Origin of the sequence: Bacillus sp. AFS018417, assembly GCF_002560985.1 — a bacterium.
GTDB classification, from domain to species: domain Bacteria; phylum Bacillota; class Bacilli; order Bacillales; family Bacillaceae_G; genus Bacillus_A; species Bacillus_A rhizoplanae.
Genome location: NZ_NTTM01000016.1, coordinates 18,591 through 42,395, shown reverse-complemented (window position 1 = coordinate 42,395; position 23,805 = coordinate 18,591). Strand labels below are relative to the sequence as shown.

Here is a 23,805-nt window from a genome sequence, read left to right as displayed (position 1 = left end):
ATATTATTATAGGGTACGCACAGCTGCTTCCCTTATCGAACTCTAACCGCTGTTCCGCTTACAGCTACCATTAACATACCTTCACGAACTACTTCATAATCAACATCGATACCAACAATTGCATTTGCGCCTTTTTGCTTTGCAAGATTTTTCATTTCGCCCATCGCAATATCACGTGCTTCTTTTAACTTACTTTCATACGCACCGGAACGGCCACCAACAACATCACGAACAGAAGCGAATAAATCACGAACAATATTAGCTCCCATAATTGCTTCTCCGTTTACGATATCAATATACTCTTCAATTTCTTTTCCTTGAATAGTAGAAGTTGTTGTAACGATCATAATATATGTCCTCCTATGTATATAAAGTGAAGTTTCAATCAGTTCCCACGAATAGCGGAATAAATTTTAAGATTCACACCAAAACCTAAGTAACCTTATTCTGCACAATGTTTTCCGTTAATATAATATGCTGGTTCTGAGAAGACCGTAAATACAACCTCTACTTCAGGAAGATCAAAATCCATTATATATGTGGTAAGTGCCCCGGCAAATCGATCACGAATTTCCTGTCCACGTTCGAACCATTTAACCTCAATAAGAGGAAAAGCCTCTATTTCTTCTCCATTATATACAAATGTAGAATTTGGTAGTTCTAATGTAAAATTATCTGTACCACATTCGCAAATCTCTGCGAGCTCTTCTACTAATGGTTTACTTATACTCTTTAATTGTTCAGTAGTAATTCCACGAAATACAATATGCGGCAAGTGAATCCCTCCGTTAAATGGCTTTATTCTATATTTATCCACATCATAGCACAATTTATTTCGCTGCACCAGAATCGATCGGCATCCCCAATTGACCCTCTTTTCCGTCTTAACTCTTACAACTGCAGGTTTTTGTTTGTTCCTAATTGCGCCGTATTTTCCCTCTTCTTCTGACTTCAAAATAAATAAATTACATTGTAGTGATGGTTTCGTGCTTTTCTTTTGATTTTCTATAACCTTGGCCTTAAAATAATTTACAAGATTTATTCCTACTTTCCTACACATACTTAAAAGTAGGAGACTTCTTTCAAATTGTGTTAAAATCTTCTGAGATGCTATTCAATATTCATTAATAAAGGTGAGGGTACCCAGTGAACAAGAACGACAATGCATATTGCACTATGGTTATATTTGGAGCAACAGGAGATTTAGCGAAGAGAAAATTATTCCCTTCTATCTATAGCCTATATAAAAAAGGGCAGCTCTCTAAAAATTTTGCTGTTGTTGGTGTGGCAAGACGTGAATGGAGTGATGATGTATTTCGTGAAAATGTACTTTCCTCTATTCAAGAGTCAAAAATTAAACCAGGCGATGATTTAGATGAATTTTTAACTCATTTCCGATACTTAGCGTTTGATGTTACGAATACTGCTTCATACCAAGATTTGAATGCATTACTTACTAACCTAGAAGAACAATTCAATATTCCAGGAAACAGAATGTTCTATATGGCAATGGCCCCTGAATTTTTTGGAACAATCGCTTCTTACTTGAAATCAGAAGGTGTGACAAACGCAAGCGGCTGGAATCGATTGATTATTGAAAAGCCTTTCGGGCATGACTTCCCATCCGCACAAAAATTAAATGAGGAACTTCGTCACGCATTTGCGGAAGATGAAATTTATCGTATTGACCATTATCTAGGAAAAGAAATGGTTCAAAATATTGGTGTCATTCGTTTTGCAAACGCAATATTTGAATCATTGTGGAATAATAGATACATCTCTAATATTCAAATTACATCCAGTGAATCTTTAGGTGTAGAGGATCGCGGAGGGTACTATGACCATTCCGGTGCCTTAAGAGACATGGTACAAAACCATATATTACAAATGGTTGCTTTATTGGCAATGGAACCGCCAATTCGTTTAACAACAGAAGAAATCCGAAGCGAAAAAATTAAAGCATTACGTGCACTTCGACCAATAACAGTAGAAGAAGTGGATGAATATTTTGTGCGAAGTCAGTATGGTTCAGGAGCAATCAACGGAAAAGAAGTTCCTGGGTACAGAAGCGAAAATAAAGTGGATCCAAACTCAAGAACGGAAACATTTGTGGCGGGTAAATTATTAATAGACAATTTCCGCTGGGCTGGTGTACCGATCTACATTCGTACAGGTAAACGCATGCAAGAAAAATCAACAAAAATCGTTATTCAGTTTAAAGAATTGCCAATGAATTTATATTCTAAATCAGAAAACAGCGTTCATCCGAACCTGCTTATTATTCATATTCAGCCGGATGAGGGAATTTCTCTTGTTTTAAATGGTAAGAAAATCGGTACTTCTGAAAAGACGACACCATTTAAACTTGATTACTGCAATGACTGCGTAGACGGAGTAAATACACCAGAGGCTTACGAGAAGCTGCTATATGATGCAATTCAAGGCGATGCAACAAACTTTACTCACTGGGATGAAGTAGCGTTATCATGGAAATTTGTTGATGTTATTTCTAAAGCATGGAAACAGGATGTATCAACCGATTTACTTACTTACGAATCAGGATCAATGGGACCTCAAGCTTCTGATGATCTACTTGCGGAAAATGGCTTCCATTGGTGGCCTATTTCAGATGATGGCGACTACTCAATCTAATCATAGCAAAGGCGGAAGGAGAATTTTTATGAAAAAAGTATATGACATTACAGTACCTATTTACGAAGGAATGCCGGTATATAAAAATAAACCGGAAAAACAGCCTCAACTTTCCAAAGTTACAAACGGTCATGTAACAGAATCCACATTAAAAATGGATGCTCATACAGGAACGCATATTGATGCGCCTTTGCACATGATAAATGACGGAGATACATTTGAAACGCTTGATATTGAGAAATTAGTAGGCGAAGCAAAGGTTTTTGACCTGACAAATGTTGAGGGCGGCATTACTGCTGAAGACCTGAAAGATTTCGATATTCAAAAAGGTGATTTTGTCTTATTTAAAACAAAGAATTCCTTTGATGAAGGATTTAACTTTGACTTTATTTATTTAGCTGAAAGCGGTGCGAAGCTGCTTGCTGAAAAGGGCATTCGCGGTGTCGGTATTGATGCGTTAGGTGTTGAACGTGCACAAGAAGGGCATCCAACCCATAAAACACTATTTGCGCACGATATTATTGTAATCGAAGGATTAACATTTAAAGAAGTAGAAGCAGGAACATACTTTATGGTCGCAGCTCCATTAAAACTAATGGGTACAGATGCAGCACCAGCACGTGTGTTATTATTTCAATAAAATGAAACTGCCCGCAAATAGCGGGATAAAAAAGTGGACCAAGATTTCAATCTTGGTCCACCTTTTATTTTATCCCGCATTAACGGGCAGTAATACTCCCACATTAAAACTCAGTGAAAGCACAGAAGTTAGGCGGGAGATAAACTGCCCGTAAAAGCCCGATTGGTTCAACTTTAATCATTGGGGGATGAAGCCCCCCCAATGATTAAAGTTTCACTTTATATCCATTTTGTATGGAATGTACCTTCTTTATCCACTCGCTTATACGTATGTGCTCCGAAATAATCGCGCTGCGCTTGTAACAGGTTTGCAGGCAATGTTGCAGTACGATAGCTGTCATAGTAAGAAATCGCTGCTGAAAACGCAGGTACCGCTATACCTTGTTGTACAGCCAATGAAATGATTTTGCGTAATCCGCCTTGATATGATTCCACAATTTCTTTAAAGTATGGATCAAGTAAAAGGTTCGGTAAGTCAGTGTTATTCTCATAAGCCTCTTTAATGTTTTGTAAGAAGGCTGCACGAATAATACATCCGCCTCTCCAAAGCATAGAAATGCTGCCGAAATCAAGGTTCCAGTCATATTCCTCAGAAGCTGCCTTTAATTGCGTAAACCCTTGCGCATAAGAACAAATTTTACTCATATACAGAGCTTGACGCACTGCTTCAATTAATTCTGCTTTTTCAATTCCAAGTGCTGGTTTGTCTTTAGGGCCAGATAATACTTTGCTTGCGTTCACACGCTCTTCTTTTAAAGCAGAAATACAACGTGCGAATACAGATTCCGTGATAATAGGAAGGGAGATACCTAAATCAAGCGCGCTTTGGCTTGTCCACTTCCCTGTACCCTTTTGTCCCGCAGTATCAAGAATAACATCCACTAATGGCTTTCCAGTTTCTTCATCTTTCTTCGTGAAAATATCTGCTGTAATCTCGATTAGGTAGCTGTTCAGTTCGCCCTTATTCCATTCAGCAAAGATTTCGTGAAACTCTTCTGCAGTCAGATCAAGTGTTTGTTTCAAGAAGAAATATGCTTCACAAATTAACTGCATATCTCCATACTCAATACCGTTGTGAACCATCTTTACATAATGACCTGCACCATTAGGCCCGATATAAGAACAGCAAGGCTCGCCATTTACTTTCGCAGAGATATTTTCAAGCATATCTTTCACTTTTTCATATGCATCTTTCTGTCCACCCGGCATAATGGACGGCCCTTTCAATGCGCCCTCTTCTCCGCCTGACACACCTGCACCAATGAAATTGATTCCTTCTTCGGCAAGACGTTTGTTTCGGCGAATTGTATCACCAAAGTATGTATTGCCGCCGTCAATTAAAATATCACCTTTATCGAGGTGAGGAAGTAGCGAATCAATCGCCTTATCTGTAATTTCCCCTGCATTAACCATTAATAAAATCTTTCTAGGTGATTCAAGTGAGTTAACAAACTCTTCAACCATATGAGTACCAACTAAGTTTTTACCACTGTTCTCCTCAATGATTTCATTTACTTTTTCCTTTGAAATATCATATAGGGCAACAGAATACCCTTTACTCTCAAAGTTAAGTGCAAGGCTTTTTCCCATAACGCCCACACCAACAACTCCAATTTGTTGCTTTGGCATATTTCATCGTTCCTTTCTATGTATGTTACTTTGTCTATACTATAGTATATAAACCTAAAGTAAAACTTTAATCAAGTAATCCACATTGTTAATTTTAACATGGCGTTCAGCAGAGATGTGTGCAAAACCAAATCATAGGGACATAGCAGCGATTTTTTCTTTTTGGAGCATCGCTATCAAGCTAACGAACTAAGCTTCCCCCCCATAAATAAAAACCTAGCTATCCAATATGAAGAACATATAAATGAATAACTAGGTTTTTTACGATATTTACCTTACTTCAATTAATGAGATACCGCCACATCACCATCAAATTAAAAAATAAAAATTATATACCTGCCCAAACATCCTTTGCATATCTTCCTTCAGATTGCAAATGATCAAGCCAGTCTTTTGCTTTCTGCTCATCAACACCATGATAAATTTGATAGCTTTCACATAAAGTTCTCTCTACATCTGGAGCCATTCGACTTCCATCTCCACATACATAAAGTTGACCACCTTCATCAAGCAAACGAATTAATTCGTTGGCATCCTGTTTCATAAGATGCTGTACGTATGTTTTAGGTTGTCCCTCTAAACGAGAGAACGCTGTATGAAGCATGACTAATCCATCCTCCCCAGCACGTTCTAGCTCTTCACGGTACAGATAATCCTGTTCAGGATGACGACAGCCAAAATACAAATGTGCCTCTCCCAATTTATGCCCCTCTTGCTTTTGAACACGACGCGCTTGCAAAAATCCTAAGAATGGAGCAACTCCTGTTCCAGGTCCAACCATAATAATTGGTTTCTCAGGATTTTCCGGCAAGTGAAACCCTGATTGTGGATTACGAATAAAACATGCGATAGCATCTCCTACTTGTCGCTCGGCCAAATAGTTTGAAGCAACGCCCAAGTATTCACCACGCCCGCTCCATGATGGCCCTCTTACGACACCGACTGTGATACTCGTACGATTCGAAACAATTTGCGGTGAACTAGAAATTGAATAGTATCGAACTTTTAGCGGTGGAAGAAGTTCTACAAACCTTTCAAATGGCAATTCACAAGCTGGATATTTCTCAAGTAAATCAAGCATAGTTGTACGTTTTTGAAGAATATTTATTTTGTATGCCTCTTCCTCTAAAAGAGCTTCTAACTCTCGCTTATGAGGCGGACAAACAGTATATGCCGCTAATTCACGAAGTTGCATCCGTGTCACCGGCTCTTGTAATTCAACATAATTTGCAAGCAGTTCATACACACATACACTCTGCTCTAAAGGAAGATGCGCAATACTGTGATCATTTCCGCTTAGAAGAAGAACATCTTTCCCATTTAATCCATATCGTTGTAAAACACGTTCTACAAGATCTTTTCTATTCTGTGGTAAGACTCCTAGATGATCACCCTCTCGGTATTGAACACCTTCAGGCAAAGTAATTTCAATATGGCGCGTACTGTGTACACTTTCCTTTGTTTGAAGCTCACGATTTTCTATAACATGCGCCGAAAGTGCATCATACGTTTTCGCTAGAGGCGTACTTGTCAATTCGCTAACAAATTGTAATTTCAGTTTATTTTCCGAACATTTTTCATTTTTATTAACTTCTAAACCCAAGGCTTTTGCCACATCTTCCCATAGCTGATTTTGCCACTCATCAAATTGGAACTCAAAGTCTTCATTCACGTCACCCTCGCCATGCATAGTCAGACGAGTAGCACCCTTTAAGGCCAATTGTTCGTCAATAAATCTTGGAATACGTTGATATGTGCTAGCCCAATTACGGTCACCGCATCCAAAAACAGCATACTTCACTCCTTTAAGCGTTTCATCCTCTAACTCGCTTATCCAATGCACAAATTCCTTTGCGTTATCAGGTGGATTACCATTGTATGAGGCAGTAACAATGCACACGACTCCATCTCTAGGAAGTTTTTCAGTATACTCATCAAGTGGCGCCACTTTACTCTCAAATCCTTGGAAACGAGCAGTGTCAGCAAGTTTTCGTGCGAGCCCTTCCGCTGTTCCAAGGTTAGATCCATAAAGTGCGAATAGCGGTGTATGATGCGAATCGACAACAGTTTTAAAGCTATGTTTTACTTCCTGCTCTGTTGGTACTGTAACTTTTGAATCAGAAGCAGCGAAGGTAACTTTTTTATTACGCGGTTTGACGCACATAGTAAATCCATCTGGTTTCAAAGTTAATGTTTCCTTAACTTTTAATTGATAATCTGTATGATTGAGAATTTCAAAATGTTGAAGAATCATACCTAATACTAAAGTAGCTTCCTGAAGTGCAAATTGTTGTCCAATACAAGCTCTTTGCCCATTCCCAAATGGCTTATATGCATGCGTGGCGATTTGTTCAATATTTTCAAATCTCTCAGGTTGGAAATCTTCAACATTATCCCCCCACACACTCGTATCACGGTGAAGCTTTGGTATGAGAACTGTAACCTCTCTTCCCTTTTCTATATGGTACTTTCCACCAAGAAGTGTATCTTCTTTCGCACAAAGTGAAATGGCTGGTGCTGTTGGCCATAAACGTAACGTCTCATTGAGAATCATACGAACGTATTTAAGTTTTTGAACCTGCCCATATGTAGGAATCGGCTCTGTTAAAACTCGATCTACTTCTTCATATGCCTTCTTAAGCTTATCAGGATTTTTCAAAAGGAAATATAGTGCAAATGACAATAGACCACTAGTCGTCTCATGTCCAGCTATTAAAAAAGTAATAATTTGAAAACGAATATTTTCATCGTCTAACATCTCACCTGTTTGCGGATCTTTCCCCTTCAGCATATGAGCTAATAAGTCATCCCCATCTTGATTATCACTTTCTTTACGCTCTGCAATAATATTGTCTACCAAATCAAACATAGATTGAATATCTTGCTTAAACTGACGTTTCTTCATAACCATTAATTTGTCTTGTATACCTAAGCGTTGAGATTGGTTCATTGCCTCTTCAAGCGAACGAACCATGGTAGTAATAAAAGGATGTGAAGTATCACGATAAAAGCTATTAAAACGGTAATTAAATCCACATAACCCGATAGTATCTAGCGTAAGTCGTGTCATGTCTTCTGGTACATCAATACTTTCATTAGGGTTGAGACGTGCCCACTTTTGAACTAATTGCATAGCAAGGTCAACCATCATAGAGTGATATCCCTTCATAGCTTGCTGACTAAAACTAGGAAGCAGAATGTTATGTGCCTTATGCCAATTTGGTTCGTTTGTCCCGCTCGTAAATAACCCGTCGCCAGTAAAGGCACTAACATTTTGTAAAGCGGTTCCAATACTCTTTTCAAAGCGAGATTCATCACATACTTCTGCCGTTAATTCATGATTAGAAACAATGGTGCGCGTCCTTCCAGGCAATTCAAGTTGAAAAATTGGTCCATACTCATACGAAAGCTTTAAAATTGATTGTATAGGTTCCTCTCCCTTTAACAAGGGTAAATTGCGAAGCGGCCCGAAAGTTTTAGGCTGCGGAATAGTGCTAGTCCCTTTCATATAAAAAATCCTTTCCTAAGTAAATTCATTCATATTCATTTTTATAAAGTGAAACTTCCATTCGAAGGTGTTTTTCCTTCGAATGGTTAGTTGAACCAATCGGGCTTTTACGGGCAGTTATCCCCCACCTATCTTCTTTGGTTTTCTCTGAATCTTAAGGTTAGGTCTTACTGCCCGTTAATGCGGGATAAAGTGAAACTTCCATCAGTGGAGGGTCTTTCATTCCCCACTGATGGAAGTTTCACCTAATCAGGCACATGCCAGCAGTTACCCCCACAAATTTATACGTTCTATCGTGGGCGTTTCAATTATAAACAAAACAAGTTAACGGAAGATTCCAAAAATATTACGTATATTTAGAAACTAGAAAAATTACATTTATATTTCATTATTTAAATGAAACATATCCGTGGTCAGCCATTACTACACTCCCATTAATGGCATCTGCTTCTTCTAATGAAAGAAGGTAGATTACATCAGCAAGTGCTTCTGGATTCGTTAACTCATTACCCATAGCTTTCGTTTTCAGAGATTCAATCATACTATTGTCATATCCATGAAGAATAGGTGTATCGACAACTCCTGGTGCTACCGCTACTACACGAATTCCGTATTCAGCTAATTCAAGCGCTGCAGATTTTGTCATCATAATAACAGCACCTTTTGTTGCGTGATATGCAAATGTACCTGGAGAAGCTAAGAAGCCAAAAACAGAAGCTGTATTTATAATTACACCTTTTATATTTAATTCTTTCATTTTCTTTCCTGCTGCTATAATTCCATAGGCAACACCATGTTGATTAACCCCAATTACTTTTTCATAGCGATCCATATTTTGATTCAGCACTGGACCTGCCCCGCCAATTCCAGCATTGTTACACATAATATCAATTCGGCCATACGTTTCTACTGCGATATGAACTAGATTTTCTACTTGCTCATACTGTGAAACATCTGTCTTAACAAAAATAGCTGTTCCACCTTCAGCTTTAATGAGTTCTACAGTTTCTTTTCCGCCTGTTTCATTCACATCAGCGACTACCACTTGATCTCCTTTTCTTGCAAACTTGATACATGTTTGTCGACCAATTCCACTTCCTCCACCTGTAATTACAGCAACTCTTCTTGTCATCATACTAGCCCTCCTATACGCGATTAGATTTCTTGCAATAATTGTAACACTTCTGTACATTAAATATTATTAAAACATACTTATCATCACTTAAGTAAGACTTAATAAAAGAGGTCGTGTTTATATGAACATTGAACAATTAGAATACATAGTTGAGGTTACAAATGCAGGTTCTTTAACCATTGCAGCACAAAATATGCATGTCACATTATCTGCTATCAGTCAATCTATCTCAGCATTAGAAGCAGAACTAGGAATATCATTGTTTACACGTTCTCGATTAGGTACAATCCCTACCGCTGAAGGAAGAATTATCATTAAAAAGGCGGCTGAAGCACTAGAGAAAATCCAAGAGTTAAAGGATGAAGCTCACGGATTCGCAAATACCGTACGTGGCGAATTAAGAATTGCAACAATTCCTGGCCCTATGCCGTTATTGGTTCATACAGTAACAAATTTTAAAAAGGATTATCCAAATGTAAAAATAGAGATATTTGAAAAAGGTTCACAGGAAATACTAGATGATATTCGCCAACATAAGATTGACATGGGCCTAATTATTCTATTTGAAAACATTATTCATAAAAGTAATGGATTATTGTTTGAACCATTATTAAAAGGAAAAATGGTTATTGCGGTCAACCGTAATTCACCTTTAGCATTTAACAAATCAATTACTCCAGAAGAACTGTTAACCCATTCTTTAGTTTTATACAAAGATGATTACATGGAATGGTTTATGAACCAATTTACAGCTACATATGGCCCTGCTGATATTCTTTTTACCACTAACAATACAGATGCTATCCAAAAAGCTATTGGAGACGGATTAGCTATCACTATTGGTCCAGATTATTCTTTTCCTAGTGAGTCTACTTTACTAGAAAAAGACGTGGTAATGATTGAACTTGAAAGTCCTCAACAGCAAGATGTCTATTTTGCATGGGCACGTTCAGAAGGAAAACATTATCCTCAAATTTGTAAGAACTTCATTACTAGATTGAAACATGAACTTTAACGTAGAATTAGATGGGACCAATGCAGAAATTGATACATTATGAATCTAACAATTATTTTTGATACCATACCTCTTAGTTCTGGTACGAAAATCCATTAAATTAAAATTGAAATCGCTTCAAACAGCGAAACGATGAGAAAGATAAAAAAAGGACAGACCTTTCAAAATGAAAAGTCTGTCCAAAATCACATCACACAACTTCCGTATCCCACTGATGCTCTTGTTCTACAAAAACAATTCCCAGTTCGTGATGCTCTCCTTCATAAATCGCATGTTGTACAAGACGAAGTTCACCATTCGTATCAATAACTTCCATTTTACAAAAAGCGCCTGTTGTTTTTGATTGCAGGGCATTGTAAAACTCGTCCACATTGGTCGGACTGATTCCATTCACTTTCACAATCATTTCCCCTGGTTTTAAGTCCATCGTTATTCCAGCTGTCCCTGGAATTGTGTCTAATACAACTAAGCCATGATCACGAGAGGAAAAATATGCAGGGCGCTTTTCATCCTCTAAACGTTCTTGCACAGTAATCGTTAAACGGCCAAGCATTGCTACTCCCATAGCTACAATTGCTAGTGTATGCCACCAGTAACTTGCTATTCCTAATAGAAGAACAATTGCAGCTAATCCAAACACACGACGACCTGTAAATAACAATGCTCCTTTTGGCTCAGAACTTTTAATTGTTCTCGTAAACCCAATTAAAAATGGAATTAAAAATAAAGAAAACTTTTGCGATCCGACAGATACAACCGGCCACCAAGACGCAAACTGCGTTATGGCGTCACCTGGTACAAGAACAAATATCGGTACTAACCATAATCTTTTTGATTCATGCAGTCCAATATTTAAACCACGTTTTCCTTTTCGTAATTTCGGCGTCGAATAGTTCGCTGCGTTATTAGAAATAAGAAAACCTTCCACAACTAACATAAGTCCAAGTAAAATCGCTAACGACACAACACTGCTCTCTTCTCCCTCACGAAGCTGTAAGAAAGAGACTGGAAGTTTTGAAGATAATAACGTCGCTGCAATCGCAATTCCGAATGTGTATGCAGGAGATAAGTATCTATATTGAGCAATAAGGGCAAATAACACCGTCCAAATTGCTATCATAAACACACTTGCTTGTGAGATAACAAGCCCCATTCCAACTGTAATCAATGATAGAATGAGTCCAAAACCAATTCCTGCGAATGCAGATGTACGTAATTCATACAAAATATCATACACTTTAAAGGAAAAATCTTTCCGTTCTCGTAGTACTCGTAAATATCCAACAAAAAAGCTACTTATAAAGAAAACATACAAAGCAGGATGTGCAAAGAAACGCACAATTGCCTTCACAATTTCTGACGACCAAACCTCCACGAAACGATTCACCACCATTTATAATATAATATATTTCATTTCTGCCACACTTAATGGGCAGTAAGATTTCCTGCCTACAAGAACTTAATTGCCATTATGTAGGATATGGAAGTTTTATTTTATCTTATCACAATTAATCAAACGTTTGTTTAACACATAAAAAAAATATACAGGCTACGTAAGCCTGTATATTTTTTATCTTTCACCAGTGAAATAAAGTGAAACTCCCATTTGGAGAAAAAACATCTCCAAACGGTTAGTTGAACCTTATTTCGCCATTAATTTTAAAGCTGTTTGTAGCTGCAGATCGTTTTCACCAGAACGAATTTTTTCGACAATTTTGTTTTGGATTGCTTCTGCTGTCTTTTTATCAAGCTGACCCGTTGCATTCATATCGTTTGCATTTTGGAATGCTTTCACAGCTGCTTCTGTTTCTTTACTAAAATAGCCATCTTCACGCCCCGGCTCATATCCAAGACTCTTCAACATCTCTTGCGCATGCTTCACTTGCTCATCGTTATCATTGTAAGACAACGTTTTTTCAATTTGAATTGGCGTTGCATAGTAGTAATCAGGCTGCTTCACTTCAACCGTCGGTTCAATTCCTTTTTTATGAATCCAATTGCCGTCCGGTGTTAACCATTTAAACATTGTCAGTTTAATGTTACTACCATCCGTAAATGGTACAGCTTGCTGAACAGTACCTTTACCAAACGTTTTCTCACCAATAAGAGGATAACCTTCTCCTTCATGTAAAGCTCCTGCTAAAATTTCAGAAGCAGATGCGCTGCCCTTATCGACCAATACAGAAATCGGATATGGTTTCTTCTCTTTTAATGATGTGTAGAACTTTTGCTTTTCACCATTACGTTGTTCTATTTGAACCATTGGCTTTTGGTCTGTCATCAGCACTTTTAAAATATCTTCAACACTCGTTAAATAACCACCTGGATTTCCACGCACATCAATAACAAGTCCTTGTATATTTTTCTTTTCAAGATCTTTCAATTGATCTTTAAACTCTGTTGCTGTTTTTTCAGAGAATGATGTGATTTGCATATACCCAATATCTTTCCCATTCTCTTGTTTCACAGAGCTAAATACAGTCAAAATCGGAATTTTATCACGCTTAATTTTAAATGTTAACGGCTCACTAACTCCGGAACGTTTTACCTCAAGCGTAACCGTTGTTCCTTTCTTTCCGCGAATTTTCATAACTGCTTCTTCACGGGATAAATCTTTCACACTGTTTCCATTAACTGTTAAAATTTGATCGTTCGGTTTAAGACCAGCCTTTTCTGCTGGAGAATCTTTAATCGGCGAAACAATCATTAACTTATCATCCGTTTTATTTACTTCAGCACCAATTCCTTCTAACTCTGGATCAAGCGATTGCTCAAATTGCGCTGCTGTTTTCTTATCCATGTATGTAGAGTATGGATCTTTCAGCGTTGCAAGCATCCCTTGAATAGCTCCTTCAACAAGCTTGTCGTCGTTCACATCCTCAACATAACGTGAATCAATTAGTGCATACGCTTCGCGGATTTTATCCAAATCCGCTTGTCTTACATTGGCATTTTTCCCTGTAATTGATTGCACTGTGTAAGAGCCATTTTCAAGCCAATGCATACCTGCGAACATTCCGCCAGCGCCAATTAAAAACGCAACAATCATTCCAATAATCGCAACTCTACGTTTCAATGCGGAATTCCCCTTTCCGAACACACAATGGTGTATGAAAAGGCATCACACTCTGTGCGATGCCTTTATCTATTTCTACTATATGATAAGCTTGTACGAAATATGTTTGCAACTTTTTACACTTATATTTTTAAGAAACGACGGATAGACATAACGCTTCCCCACATACCGATTAATCCACCGATTAGCATTAATAACGCAGATAGCTCGAAAACGAATGGGCTATATGAAAGCAATTCAAAAATTGTTCCGCTAAATTTCTCATTAAACATAGCTTGAAGCGAATTATACGAAGTTAAGATTACAACAATTGGAATGATCGACCCTAGTATACCTAGGAATAACCCTTCTAATAAGAATGGCCAACGAATAAACCAGTTTGTCGCTCCAACAAGTTTCATAATTTCGATTTCTGTGCTTCGTGCATAAATTGTAATTTTAATTGTATTAGAGATTAAGAACATTGCTGTAAATAAAAGACCAGCAATTAATACAATACCAATATTACGACCAGCTTTTACTGTATCAAATAGTTTTTCTACTTCACCTTGTCCGTATTGTACTTGATTTACAAATTGCATTTTCTCAATTTTCTTTGCAATACTTGCTGTATCAGTTGGTTCTTTTGCTTTTACAATATATACGTCTTTTAATGGGTTATCTTGCTCAAATAGCTCAAAGGATTTCCCACTATCTCCTAAACTTTTAATCAATCTTTTTAGCTCTTCATCTTTAGAAGAATATTTAATAGAATCGACTTGCGAAATCTTTGAAATATCTTCTTTTAATTTTTGTTGATCTTCTTTCTTAGCCGCTGGATCAATGTGTACACGAATCTCTACATCTTGCTCTACGTTCGTTGCAAAATGGTTCATATTCATAATTGCTGTTAAAAAGACACCTACAAGCAGTAATGTAACTGTTACTGCACTTACAGAAGCAAATGTCATCCATCCGTTACGGGATAAATTTTTGACACCCTCTCGTAAATGTCGACTAAGGGTTTTAGTCTTCATATCCATATCCTCCCTCAATCTCGTCTCGAGCAATCTTTCCGTCTTCTATCGCAATTACACGGTGACGAATTGTATTTACAATATCCGCATTATGCGTTGCCATAATAATTGTTGTATTACGCTCGTTAATGCGTTTGAAAATATTCATAATATCCATCGCTGTATCCATATCAAGGTTACCTGTTGGTTCATCGGCAATTACAACTTTCGGACGATTCACAATCGCTCTTGCAATTGCAACACGTTGTTGTTCACCACCAGAAAGTTCACTTGGCAATGCATCAGCACGATCGTCAAGACCTACAAGATTTAATACTTCCATAACACGCTCACGAATCGCGTCTGGCTCTTCTTCAATTACTTCTAAAGCAAATGCAACATTTTCATATACAGTTAACCTCGGAAGCAACTTGAAATCTTGGAAAATCACGCCTAGCTGGCGACGGAAATACGGTACATCGCGCTCTGCTAAAGATTCAATTACTAAACCATTTACATTAATAGAACCTGTAGTCGGTTTCTCTTCACGATACATCATTTTAATAAATGTAGACTTCCCGGCTCCACTCGGTCCTACTACATATACAAATTCACCTTGCTTAATTTTAACTGTGAGTCCATTAGCAGCTTTCATGCCGTTTGGATACTCCTTATAAACATTCGTCATTGTTATCATTATTTATCACCCAATATTAATGATTTTTTTCGACACTTTATACTCTTCGTTGTTTAGCCATAGCGATCGCAATATTCAATCTTTCGTTGTGTCTCTAAACAATCGCTATTTCAGCTTCTCATGTATGTAAAACTTTTTCTTCAAAATTCTACAAAAGATACTACGCCCTACATTGTACCATTATTCGGTTTCCAATTCGGATACAACTTTGTTACAGTTGTGTTACATAGCGCAGAATATATGACATGACACAAACAAATAAGACCTTCTGTCATCAAGTAAAAAGGTCTTATTTGTTTGAATTTCATACAGCGATGGCTGAAGACTACCGCATAAGAATGCTAATTTTCTTCTATACAAAAGAAAATTAGCATCCTTGCTTGAACAGTCAGCTCCACTTTTCTTTCTTACTTCTTCTCAGCTAGCCATTCTGCAACTTTTTTCGCATCGTCGCCTTGGATTACACCAGCTGGCATAATGCCGCGGCCTTTAGCGATAATACCTTCAATATCTTCTTCTGAATATTTTCCGCCCACTTTTTCTAACGATGGTCCAGATAATCCTTTTAGATCATTACCATGGCATCCTGCACAGCTTTTTTGGAATATTTTTTCAGCGCTATCTGTGCTTGCCTGTTGACTAGGACTAGAAGGTTTACTTTCTTCCGTTTTCCCGCATGCTCCTAATGCAAGAGCTAATGATGTACCTGCTACAATCATCAACAATTTCTTTTTCATCTATATCGCTCCCTGCTGTTAATTAATCCCTCAATAGCATTATAATGATTTTCCTGCAATTTCAAAACTTACCTGCATAACCAATATTACCCTAAACGAGAAAGGACACTTACAGGCGTAATGCTTTTCAGTAATTGTATCAATTTTGTGAACGAATGATATGATGCAAAACAACGAATTTTCCTAGCATATAGAATACGAAAATCATCCCATTCTTCTGATCAATTACTTCCAACATTTTGTTATTTTCTACTTTTTACAAAACAATATACAAGCTTGTATGCTACAACTACATCCACCAAAAAGAGAAGTTGCCTCGCAACTTCTCTCCTCTTTCTCTCCCTCTAGACAGAAGGTATACTCCTCATTGCCTCACGCATGTGCCAACGACCTGTTGGCATTTTTTTATATCTATAGAAGTTTCAGCTTATGAAATACGAGAACGTAAATATGCATCAATAAATGCATCAATCTCTCCGTCCATAACCGCTTGAACATTCCCGACCTCTGTATTTGTACGGTGATCTTTCACAAGGGAATATGGATGGAATACGTATGAACGAATTTGGCTTCCCCATCCGATTTCTTTTTGCTCACCGCGAATTTCATCAAGTTCTGCTTGTTGTTCTTCTAATTTTTGTTGGTACAGTTTCGCTTTCAACATTTTCATTGCATGTTCACGGTTTTTAATTTGTGAACGCTCAGATTGACATGTTACCACGACATTTGTTGGGATATGTGTAATACGTACAGCGGAGTCAGTCGTATTAATATGCTGTCCACCTGCACCACTTGCACGGTACGTATCTATTTTTAAATCCTCTGTACGTATTTCAATTTCAATATCATCGTTAAACTCTGGTACAACTTCACAAGATACGAAAGATGTATGACGACGGCCAGATGAATCGAATGGCGAAATACGTACAAGACGATGTACGCCTTTTTCTGCTTTTAAATAACCGTAGGCATTATGCCCTTTAATTAATAACGTAACGCTTTTAATCCCCGCTTCATCACCAGGAAGATAATCTAACGTTTCTACTTTAAAACCGCGTTTTTCCGCCCAGCGCGTATACATACGAAGCAGCATAGAACCCCAATCTTGTGATTCTGTTCCACCTGCACCTGGATGCAACTCTAAAATAGCATTATTCTTGTCGTGTTCTTCACTTAGTAATAATTGAAGTTCGTATTCGTTCATATCTGCAGATAAAGTTTTTACTTCCGCTTCAAGCTCCGCATGCAATTCTTCATCGTATTCTTCTTTCACAAGTTCATGCGTTACTTCTAGATTTTCAAACGTTTCGTTAAGCGTATTAAACTTACCAACCATGTCTTTTAAAGCATTTGCTTCATTGATGACTGTTTGTGCACTTTTTTGATCATCCCAAAAGCCTGCACCCATCATAATTTCTTCTAATTCTGCGATTCGCTTTTCTTTTCCAGCGAGGTCAAAGAGACCCCCTAAAAGCCGCTAATCTCTTAGCCATTTTCTCTAGTTCTTGTCTAATTTCTACTAATTCCATTTTGGTCACCTCTATGTAATTACTATTACTTTCCTCATTTATCAAGCTGCTTACGTGCAGTAAGACCCTACTTCACTTTATACGAACAACAAGGCAAACTCTCCCTGCTTTTGCGAGAGAGAGTTCATCTCTTGTTATTATATGAATGTTCACGGAAATTTTCCATCCATGAGGTAAAACATCCTAAACGAGCCGCTTCCGCTTTTCTTTATTTCCCAATTCCACAGCAGTTTTTGTATTTTTTCCCGCTGCCACATGTGCATAAATCGTTACGGCCTGTTTGCTCACCTTTTACGACTGGTTTCTTTTTTGAAACTCCAGCTCCATCTCCGTCTTTTGGATGAACCGCTTCTCCTTGCGCTACTTCTTGACGCTCTAAGTTTTGTTCGATTTCCGCTCTCATAATATAACGAGAAATATCTTCTTCAATAGAAGCAATCATTGCTTCAAACATCGCAAAGCCTTCCATTTGATATTCACGAAGCGGATCAATTTGACCATATGCACGTAAATGAATACCTTCACGTAAGTGATCCATCGCATCGATATGATCCATCCATTTCGAGTCTACAACGCGGAATACAACTACTTTTTCAAATTCACGTATTTGTGCTTCTGGCATTTGTGCTTCCTTCTCGTCGTAACGCTCTTTCACTTTCGCAAAAATGCTATCGATCATTTCTTCTGGCGCTAAGCGGCGTAATTCTTCTTCTTTCACATCACCGTCTTGTAGAAGAGTTGTATTTAAGTATTCAACAAGACCAGCAATGTTCCATTCTTCTTCTAATTCCTCTTGCGTATGAAGAGCTACAACACGTTCTACTGTAGAATGCATCATTCCTTCAATAATGCCGCGCAGATTATCTGATTCCATTACATCTTGACGCTGCTTGTAAATAACTTCACGCTGCTGACGAAGTACATCGTCGTATTGAAGAAGCTGCTTACGAGCATCGTAGTTATTACCTTCTACTCGTTTTTGTGCAGATTCAACAGCGCGAGATACCATTTTACTTTCGATTGGCTGAGAATCATCCATACCGAGACGATCCATCATCGCTTTCATATTATCAGAACCGAAACGGCGCATCAGTTCATCTTCCATTGATAAGTAGAACTGCGTCACACCAGGATCTCCTTGACGTCCTGAACGACCGCGCAGCTGATTATCAATGCGTCGGCTTTCATGACGCTCTGTACCGATAACAGATAAACCACCGTTTTCACGTACGCCTTCTGCAAGTTTAATATCTGTACCACGTCCAGCCATGTTCGTTGCAATTGTCACCGTACCTGGATGACCTGCTTCAGCGATAATTTCTGCTTCGCGTGCATGGTTTTTCGCATTTAAGACATTATGGCGCACACCTTTTCTCGTTAACATCTTCGAAATTAACTCAGACGTTTCAATTGCTACTGTACCAACAAGAACTGGTTGCCCTTTTTTATGACGAGCAACAATATCATTTACAACCGCATTAAATTTTCCTTCCATCGTTTTGAAAATTAAATCTGCACGGTCATCACGAACAATTGGTTTATTCGTCGGAATAACAATAACCTGCATATTATAGATGTTACGGAATTCTTCTTCTTCTGTTTTCGCTGTTCCTGTCATCCCAGAAAGCTTCGCATACATACGGAAGTAGTTTTGGAATGTAATCGTCGCAAGCGTCATACTTTCATTTTGAATTTCAACGCCCTCTTTTGCCTCAATCGCTTGGTGCAATCCTTCGCTGTAACGGCGCCCTTTCATAAGACGACCTGTAAATTGGTCAACAATTACGATTTCGCCTTCTTGCACAACATAATCTGTATCACGCTGCATCACAACATGAGCACGCAACGCTTGGTTAATATGGTGAAGAAGCGCTACATGTTTTAAATCAAATAAATTTTCAATGTGGAATGATTTTTCTGCTTTGTTGATTCCTTCTTCCGTCAACATAACATTTTTCGTTTTCACATCGAATGTATATTCTTTTTCATTCGTTAATGTACGAACAAATGCATTCGCAAATAAATATAATTCCGTAGACTTTTGCGCTTGTCCAGAAATAATAAGCGGTGTACGTGCTTCATCAATTAAAATCGAGTCTACTTCATCGATGATGGCAAAATGTAATGGACGCTGTACGCGTTGTTCTTTATAAAGCACCATGTTATCACGTAAATAGTCGAATCCAAGCTCATTATTCGTACTGTACGTAATATCAGCAGCATACGCAGCTTGCTTCTCTTCTCGTGACATATGATTTAAATTGATACCAACTGTTAAACCAAGAAACTCATGTAATTGTCCCATCTCACTTGCGTCACGCTGCGCTAAGTATTCATTCACTGTAACAACGTGAACACCTTTTCCTGTAAGGGCATTTAAATATACTGGTAATGTAGAAGTTAACGTTTTACCTTCCCCTGTCTTCATCTCAGAGATATTCCCTTCATGCAGGGCAATACCACCCACTAACTGAACAGGATATGGACGCATGCCAAGTACACGTGTTGCCGCTTCACGTACAACTGCAAAAGCTTCTGGCAATAAATCATCCACTGTTTCACCTTTTGTTAATCGTTCTTTAAACTCTACTGTTTTTCCTTTTAATTGTTCATCTGTCAGTGGTGACATTTGAGGTGCTAATGCTTCGATTTGATCCACGGTTTTCTGCATACGTTTTATCTGACGTTCATTTACATCAAACACCTTTTTTAAAATACCGATCATGGGAATACGCTCCTCTTTTATTAAAATAAAACTTCCATCAGTGCGATTTGTTATTGCTCTTTTCACTGATTGGTCGCTATAACACTCAATCTCATTTCTTTGCTAAAAAATAGGATTCTTTTCCTTAAAAAAGGATAAACCTACTGACAATTGTAACACTTGTTTTATATCTATGACAACAATCGGCCAAACGCGTACTCATGAAAACGCCCCCACTCATCTTCTTTGCTTTTCGCTGAACCTTGAGGTGGGGGGTCTTACTGTCCACGAATAGCGGGATCACATCAATTTATTGGCGAGTTTACAAAAAACGGCTATCAGGAAGTTCCTGATAACCTAAAAAAACGCAGCCATTACAGCTGCGTTTTCCTTATATTATTATTTAGTTTCAATTAAACCGTATTTTCCATCCTTACGTCCATATACAACATTTGTTTCATTTGTTTCTGAATTTGTAAAGACGAAGAAGTTATGGCCTAACATGTCCATTTGTAAAATTGCTTCTTCTACATCCATTGGTTTTAAGTCAAATCGTTTTGTACGAACAAGTTCTAATTCATCTTCAGCAACCTCTTCTTGCACAGTTGGTTGCTCTGGAAGAATCAACATTGTTTTTGTAATGCCATTTTCACGTAACTTACGATTTACCTTTGTTTTATGTTTACGGATTTGTCGTTCAAGTTTATCTACGACTAAATCAATAGCAGCATACATATCGCTATTTGTTTCTTCAGCGCGAAGTAATAAATCCGGAAACGGAATTGTTACTTCCACTCGTTGCTTGTCAGAGTACACTTTTAAGTTTACCTTAATTTCTGGAAAAGTCTCGAAATAGCGCTCTAACTTACCTAGCTTTTTCTCTACATATTCCTTTAATGCTGGAGTTACTTCAATATTTTCACCGCGAATGTTAAATTTCATAAGATGAACTCCTCCTTTCAAGCCTATGTATAGGTTTTCGACAAAGGTATCAAAAACCCTTCTTTCATTTTTAAATTTTTTGACAAAATCGATATTTTTTTATCGAATTTTGTAGAAAAAGAAATGTAATTCCTTTTCTATTATTATTTTATCCTATTTATATCGTAGTTATCATATATAAGTGTGAAAAATCCGTTACAAAAATACTACAACTTTTTGACAACTCTTTGTTTATCCCGCATTAACGGGCAGTAAGACCCCTACCTCAAGATTGTGAGGAATCCGAAGAAGATAGGTAGTGGATAACTGATTATGATAAAGCCTCCGTTACCTATGTAACGGAGGCTCCCCTATGTGAAACGCTGGTCTTTGAAGCCTCACCATGTTTCAACTATAACTTCACAACATTTGCTGCCTGCGGACCACGCGCACCTTCTACAATATCAAATTCAACTTTTTGTCCTTCTTCTAACGTTTTATATCCGTCATGCTGAATGGCAGAAAAATGAACAAAAACATCGTCACCGCCATCGCGCTCAATAAACCCAAAACCTTTTTCCGCATTAAACCATTTTACTTTTCCTTGCATGTTCTTTCCATTCCCTTCAATCGTAAAATAAGGGTATCTGCCCCATACTTTGAATATAACGAATGGAAAAGTGCAAAGTCAAAGAAGACTTGTCGCCTTTTTATTGTACCTTTCGACATGTCTTATTTCTCAATATACACAGAACGCACAACCGTCCGATTATATGCTTTTCCCTCTTTATTCTTTCCTTTAATATCAATCGTTACGTTATACACACCTGATTTTGCGACATCTGGCAAATTTCCGGTGAATGTGACTGTATCTGTCTTTTGCAGCTTATTGGAGTGCGATATTAAATTCCCATCCCGATCTACAACGCGTATATCAAAAGAAAGATCCCCCTGCTGTAGGGAACGTTTTGTAGATTGCTTTAACTTAAATTCCGCTTTATTTTTCTTGACTTTACCCGGCATTTCTAACGTAAACGGTGCAACCTGTTTATAATTAGCTAGCATAAGATATGCATCTTTTTGTGCTTGTGACATCATTTTTAAGCGCCACTCACCTACTTCCATTTGATCAACCTGGAATGTTCGGATTGTCGCTCCGCTAAAATACGCATATTCTTCTCCCGTCACTGCTTTGCTGTTTTGATTGGTGTACACCTTGCCAGATGGAGCGATAAGCTGCATCTGTACGTCTGGAGATGCAGTCAACACAGAAATATTTCCATCTGTTACAGTATCCACCGCAAAGGTTTGTTCCACCCAACTGTTTGGTGTGAACGGTCCTCCTAACACCGTTTGATTAGCATTCACAGCTAGATTTTTTTGTGATTCTTCAAATATATTTTCGTTTGCAATAGAGGCAAACGAAGAAGTATTGCGCAAATAAGGCTCAATCCGTGAAAATACAGCTGATCCTTTTCGAATGCTGTCATGATCCAGGCTAGCATCTGTAAACAGATGTGTTCCATAAGGAAGTTTCGTGCTCCATTCATTGACTAACCCATCATTAGAACCATACCAGGAAAGGTAAAATCCTCCCATAGACAGCGCAGAGAAGGCAGGTCCCCAGCTTGTACCCGCAGCTGTATAATAACGGTTCAACTTAGCGTTTGGATTGTTATCCGTTATATTACGAAACTGCGCCATTTCCCCTGTCTGCAAAGAGTACGTGCCGTCATCCCGTTGTCCTAACAAGGAAGCGAGCCAACCTGCCCACCAACTGTACGCCAAATCTGCTAAGTTAGAGCCATAGTGAGGAGAAGCGAGCGTCACTACGTTTCCAACAAAGCGACTTGCGCCGTAGTGAACGAGCGCTGCTTGCGTGTCAGGTCCGCCTTTGCTGTGTGCGATAATATTGACCTTCTTACCAAAATGATTATAGATTTGCTCCAGCATAGAAGCGAGCAAACGCCCATTATCCCACTCACTTGCTGAGCCCTTTCCGGCCGCATCATACAGCTGAACGAAGACAGTTTGATACCCTGCATTATAAGCATAATTATACATATCGTTCATACCGTGATAAACGGTTTCACCGTACCAGTCCTTAGCATTTCCATTCTTACCTTGAACGAAAACGATAGGTGGTTTATTCGCATCATTCTCAGGAGTTGCCCCTAAAAACCAACTTCCAGGAGTAAACGATTCTGATGGCGGAAAAATCCCACCAGACATTTGCGTAGAACTAGCGGAAACGGATGAAATATGAAAAGAACAAAAAGCAAAAATAAAAATAGTCAATACTGCGAAAAAACGTTTGCACTTATGCAACACAGCAGTCCCCCTTATTTAATTTGCAGTTCCCATCTTCATGCAAATACGTTGTTCTTCAATTCATCCTATAATTTATAGTTGATGGAATGATAAGCGTGTAATAGAAAATGTCTCCTTAACTTTAGTTTGAATTTTCTGACTCATTTACTTTTTATTTTTCTACCTCCATTGCACTTAATGGTGATGAACGTATTCTTTCTTAATTTCTTAAAAACCTTCTAAAAAATTTACAATCCA

The 23,805-nt window shown here is 38.1% G+C and carries 18 protein-coding genes; 3 read left to right on the top strand and 15 right to left on the bottom strand.

The genetic code is table 11. The features are described from left to right. Positions 1–32: 32 nt before the first annotated feature. Both CN326_RS08805 and CN326_RS08800 read right to left on the bottom strand, forming a co-directional pair. Positions 33–347 (bottom strand): heavy metal-binding domain-containing protein, encoded by a 315-nt coding sequence (locus tag CN326_RS08805; protein WP_098308370.1) that lies wholly within the window; start codon positions 345–347, stop codon positions 33–35. A gap of 95 nt (positions 348–442) precedes the next feature. Beyond that, a complete protein-coding gene (locus CN326_RS08800; RefSeq protein WP_098308497.1) occupies positions 443–775 on the bottom strand; it encodes a DUF1904 family protein in 333 nt (110 codons plus the stop codon). 401 nt (positions 776–1,176) lie between these two features. Here CN326_RS08800 and zwf point away from each other — a divergent pair, with 401 nt between their 5' ends. Together zwf and CN326_RS08790 are read left to right on the top strand one after the other, a co-directional pair. Then, positions 1,177–2,652 carry a glucose-6-phosphate dehydrogenase gene (zwf, locus tag CN326_RS08795; protein WP_098308495.1) on the top strand — a complete coding sequence of 492 codons (1,476 nt, stop codon included), beginning with the start codon at positions 1,177–1,179 and terminating at the stop codon, positions 2,650–2,652. A gap of 28 nt (positions 2,653–2,680) precedes the next feature. Beyond that, the gene (locus tag CN326_RS08790) at positions 2,681–3,292 is read left to right on the top strand and encodes a cyclase family protein (RefSeq protein ID WP_098308368.1); all 612 of its coding nucleotides are present in this window, start codon (positions 2,681–2,683) and stop codon (positions 3,290–3,292) included. 218 nt (positions 3,293–3,510) lie between these two features. Here the strand turns inward: CN326_RS08790 and gndA are convergent, their stop codons facing one another. From gndA to CN326_RS08775, 3 genes are all read right to left on the bottom strand, one after another. Beyond that, positions 3,511–4,920 carry an NADP-dependent phosphogluconate dehydrogenase gene (gene gndA / locus CN326_RS08785; RefSeq protein WP_098308366.1) on the bottom strand — a complete coding sequence of 470 codons (1,410 nt, stop codon included), beginning with the start codon at positions 4,918–4,920 and terminating at the stop codon, positions 3,511–3,513. A 328-nt stretch (positions 4,921–5,248) separates the two neighbouring features. Beyond that, complete coding sequence (locus CN326_RS08780) at positions 5,249–8,428, bottom strand: bifunctional cytochrome P450/NADPH--P450 reductase (RefSeq protein WP_098308364.1); 3,180 nt, start codon at positions 8,426–8,428, stop codon at positions 5,249–5,251. A gap of 388 nt (positions 8,429–8,816) precedes the next feature. Next, positions 8,817–9,563, bottom strand: a complete 747-nt coding sequence (locus CN326_RS08775; protein WP_098308362.1) for an SDR family NAD(P)-dependent oxidoreductase — start codon at positions 9,561–9,563, stop codon at positions 8,817–8,819. A 121-nt stretch (positions 9,564–9,684) separates the two neighbouring features. On the opposite strand from CN326_RS08775, the gene CN326_RS08770 reads away from it, so the two are divergent. Then, positions 9,685–10,578: a LysR family transcriptional regulator gene (locus tag CN326_RS08770; RefSeq protein ID WP_098308360.1), complete on the top strand. Its 894-nt coding sequence runs from the start codon at positions 9,685–9,687 to the stop codon at positions 10,576–10,578. Between the two features lie 190 nt (positions 10,579–10,768). Here CN326_RS08770 and CN326_RS08765 read toward each other — a convergent pair whose 3' ends face one another. The 10 genes from CN326_RS08765 to CN326_RS08720 form a co-directional block, all read right to left on the bottom strand. Beyond that, positions 10,769–11,971: a PDZ domain-containing protein gene (locus tag CN326_RS08765; RefSeq protein WP_098308358.1), complete on the bottom strand. Its 1,203-nt coding sequence runs from the start codon at positions 11,969–11,971 to the stop codon at positions 10,769–10,771. A gap of 249 nt (positions 11,972–12,220) precedes the next feature. Continuing rightward, positions 12,221–13,654 (bottom strand): S41 family peptidase, encoded by a 1,434-nt coding sequence (locus CN326_RS08760; protein ID WP_098308356.1) that lies wholly within the window; start codon positions 13,652–13,654, stop codon positions 12,221–12,223. A gap of 122 nt (positions 13,655–13,776) precedes the next feature. After that, entirely contained in the window at positions 13,777–14,670 is an 894-nt protein-coding gene (gene ftsX, locus CN326_RS08755; protein ID WP_098308354.1) for a permease-like cell division protein FtsX, read from the bottom strand. Further along, complete coding sequence (ftsE, locus tag CN326_RS08750) at positions 14,660–15,346, bottom strand: cell division ATP-binding protein FtsE (protein WP_098308352.1); 687 nt, start codon at positions 15,344–15,346, stop codon at positions 14,660–14,662. The genes ftsX and ftsE overlap by 11 nt, the downstream gene beginning before the upstream one ends. 407 nt (positions 15,347–15,753) lie before the next feature. After that, a complete protein-coding gene (gene cccB, locus CN326_RS08745; protein ID WP_098308350.1) occupies positions 15,754–16,083 on the bottom strand; it encodes a cytochrome c551 in 330 nt (109 codons plus the stop codon). Between the two features lie 427 nt (positions 16,084–16,510). Next, positions 16,511–17,612 (bottom strand): peptide chain release factor 2 gene (gene prfB / locus CN326_RS08740; protein WP_098308348.1). Its coding sequence is split into 2 segments (ribosomal slippage): positions 16,511–17,539 and positions 17,541–17,612, totalling 1,101 coding nucleotides; the frame shifts between segments, so codons are not numbered across the junction. Between the two features lie 208 nt (positions 17,613–17,820). Further along, a complete protein-coding gene (gene secA / locus CN326_RS08735) occupies positions 17,821–20,337 on the bottom strand; it encodes a preprotein translocase subunit SecA (protein ID WP_098308345.1) in 2,517 nt (838 codons plus the stop codon). 378 nt (positions 20,338–20,715) lie between these two features. Further along, positions 20,716–21,258, bottom strand: coding sequence for a ribosome hibernation-promoting factor, HPF/YfiA family (gene hpf, locus CN326_RS08730; RefSeq protein ID WP_098308343.1), 543 nt, complete (start codon positions 21,256–21,258; stop codon positions 20,716–20,718). A gap of 391 nt (positions 21,259–21,649) precedes the next feature. Further along, on the bottom strand, positions 21,650–21,847 hold the full coding sequence (gene cspD / locus CN326_RS08725) for a cold-shock protein CspD (protein WP_098308341.1): 198 nt from the start codon (positions 21,845–21,847) through the stop codon (positions 21,650–21,652). 122 nt (positions 21,848–21,969) lie between these two features. Continuing rightward, entirely contained in the window at positions 21,970–23,499 is a 1,530-nt protein-coding gene (locus CN326_RS08720) for an esterase/lipase family protein (protein ID WP_483295639.1), read from the bottom strand. Positions 23,500–23,805: the final 306 nt, after the last annotated feature.

What these genes read in the sequence shown, in the direction of transcription:
- CN326_RS08805 (WP_098308370.1), bottom strand. Translation starts at nt 347, where the DNA reads ATGATCGTTACAACAACTTCTACTATTCAAGGAAAAGAAATTGAAGAG.
- zwf (WP_098308495.1), top strand. Translation starts at nt 1,177, where the DNA reads ATGGTTATATTTGGAGCAACAGGAGATTTAGCGAAGAGAAAATTATTC.
- CN326_RS08790 (WP_098308368.1), top strand. Translation starts at nt 2,681, where the DNA reads ATGAAAAAAGTATATGACATTACAGTACCTATTTACGAAGGAATGCCG.
- gndA (WP_098308366.1), bottom strand. Translation starts at nt 4,920, where the DNA reads ATGCCAAAGCAACAAATTGGAGTTGTTGGTGTGGGCGTTATGGGAAAA.
- CN326_RS08780 (WP_098308364.1), bottom strand. Translation starts at nt 8,428, where the DNA reads ATGAAAGGGACTAGCACTATTCCGCAGCCTAAAACTTTCGGGCCGCTT.
- CN326_RS08775 (WP_098308362.1), bottom strand. Translation starts at nt 9,563, where the DNA reads ATGATGACAAGAAGAGTTGCTGTAATTACAGGTGGAGGAAGTGGAATT.
- CN326_RS08770 (WP_098308360.1), top strand. Translation starts at nt 9,685, where the DNA reads ATGAACATTGAACAATTAGAATACATAGTTGAGGTTACAAATGCAGGT.
- CN326_RS08765 (WP_098308358.1), bottom strand. Translation starts at nt 11,971, where the DNA reads ATGGTGGTGAATCGTTTCGTGGAGGTTTGGTCGTCAGAAATTGTGAAG.
- ftsX (WP_098308354.1), bottom strand. Translation starts at nt 14,670, where the DNA reads ATGAAGACTAAAACCCTTAGTCGACATTTACGAGAGGGTGTCAAAAAT.
- ftsE (WP_098308352.1), bottom strand. Translation starts at nt 15,346, where the DNA reads ATGATAACAATGACGAATGTTTATAAGGAGTATCCAAACGGCATGAAA.
- cccB (WP_098308350.1), bottom strand. Translation starts at nt 16,083, where the DNA reads ATGAAAAAGAAATTGTTGATGATTGTAGCAGGTACATCATTAGCTCTT.
- secA (WP_098308345.1), bottom strand. Translation starts at nt 20,337, where the DNA reads ATGATCGGTATTTTAAAAAAGGTGTTTGATGTAAATGAACGTCAGATA.
- hpf (WP_098308343.1), bottom strand. Translation starts at nt 21,258, where the DNA reads ATGAAATTTAACATTCGCGGTGAAAATATTGAAGTAACTCCAGCATTA.
- cspD (WP_098308341.1), bottom strand. Translation starts at nt 21,847, where the DNA reads ATGCAAGGAAAAGTAAAATGGTTTAATGCGGAAAAAGGTTTTGGGTTT.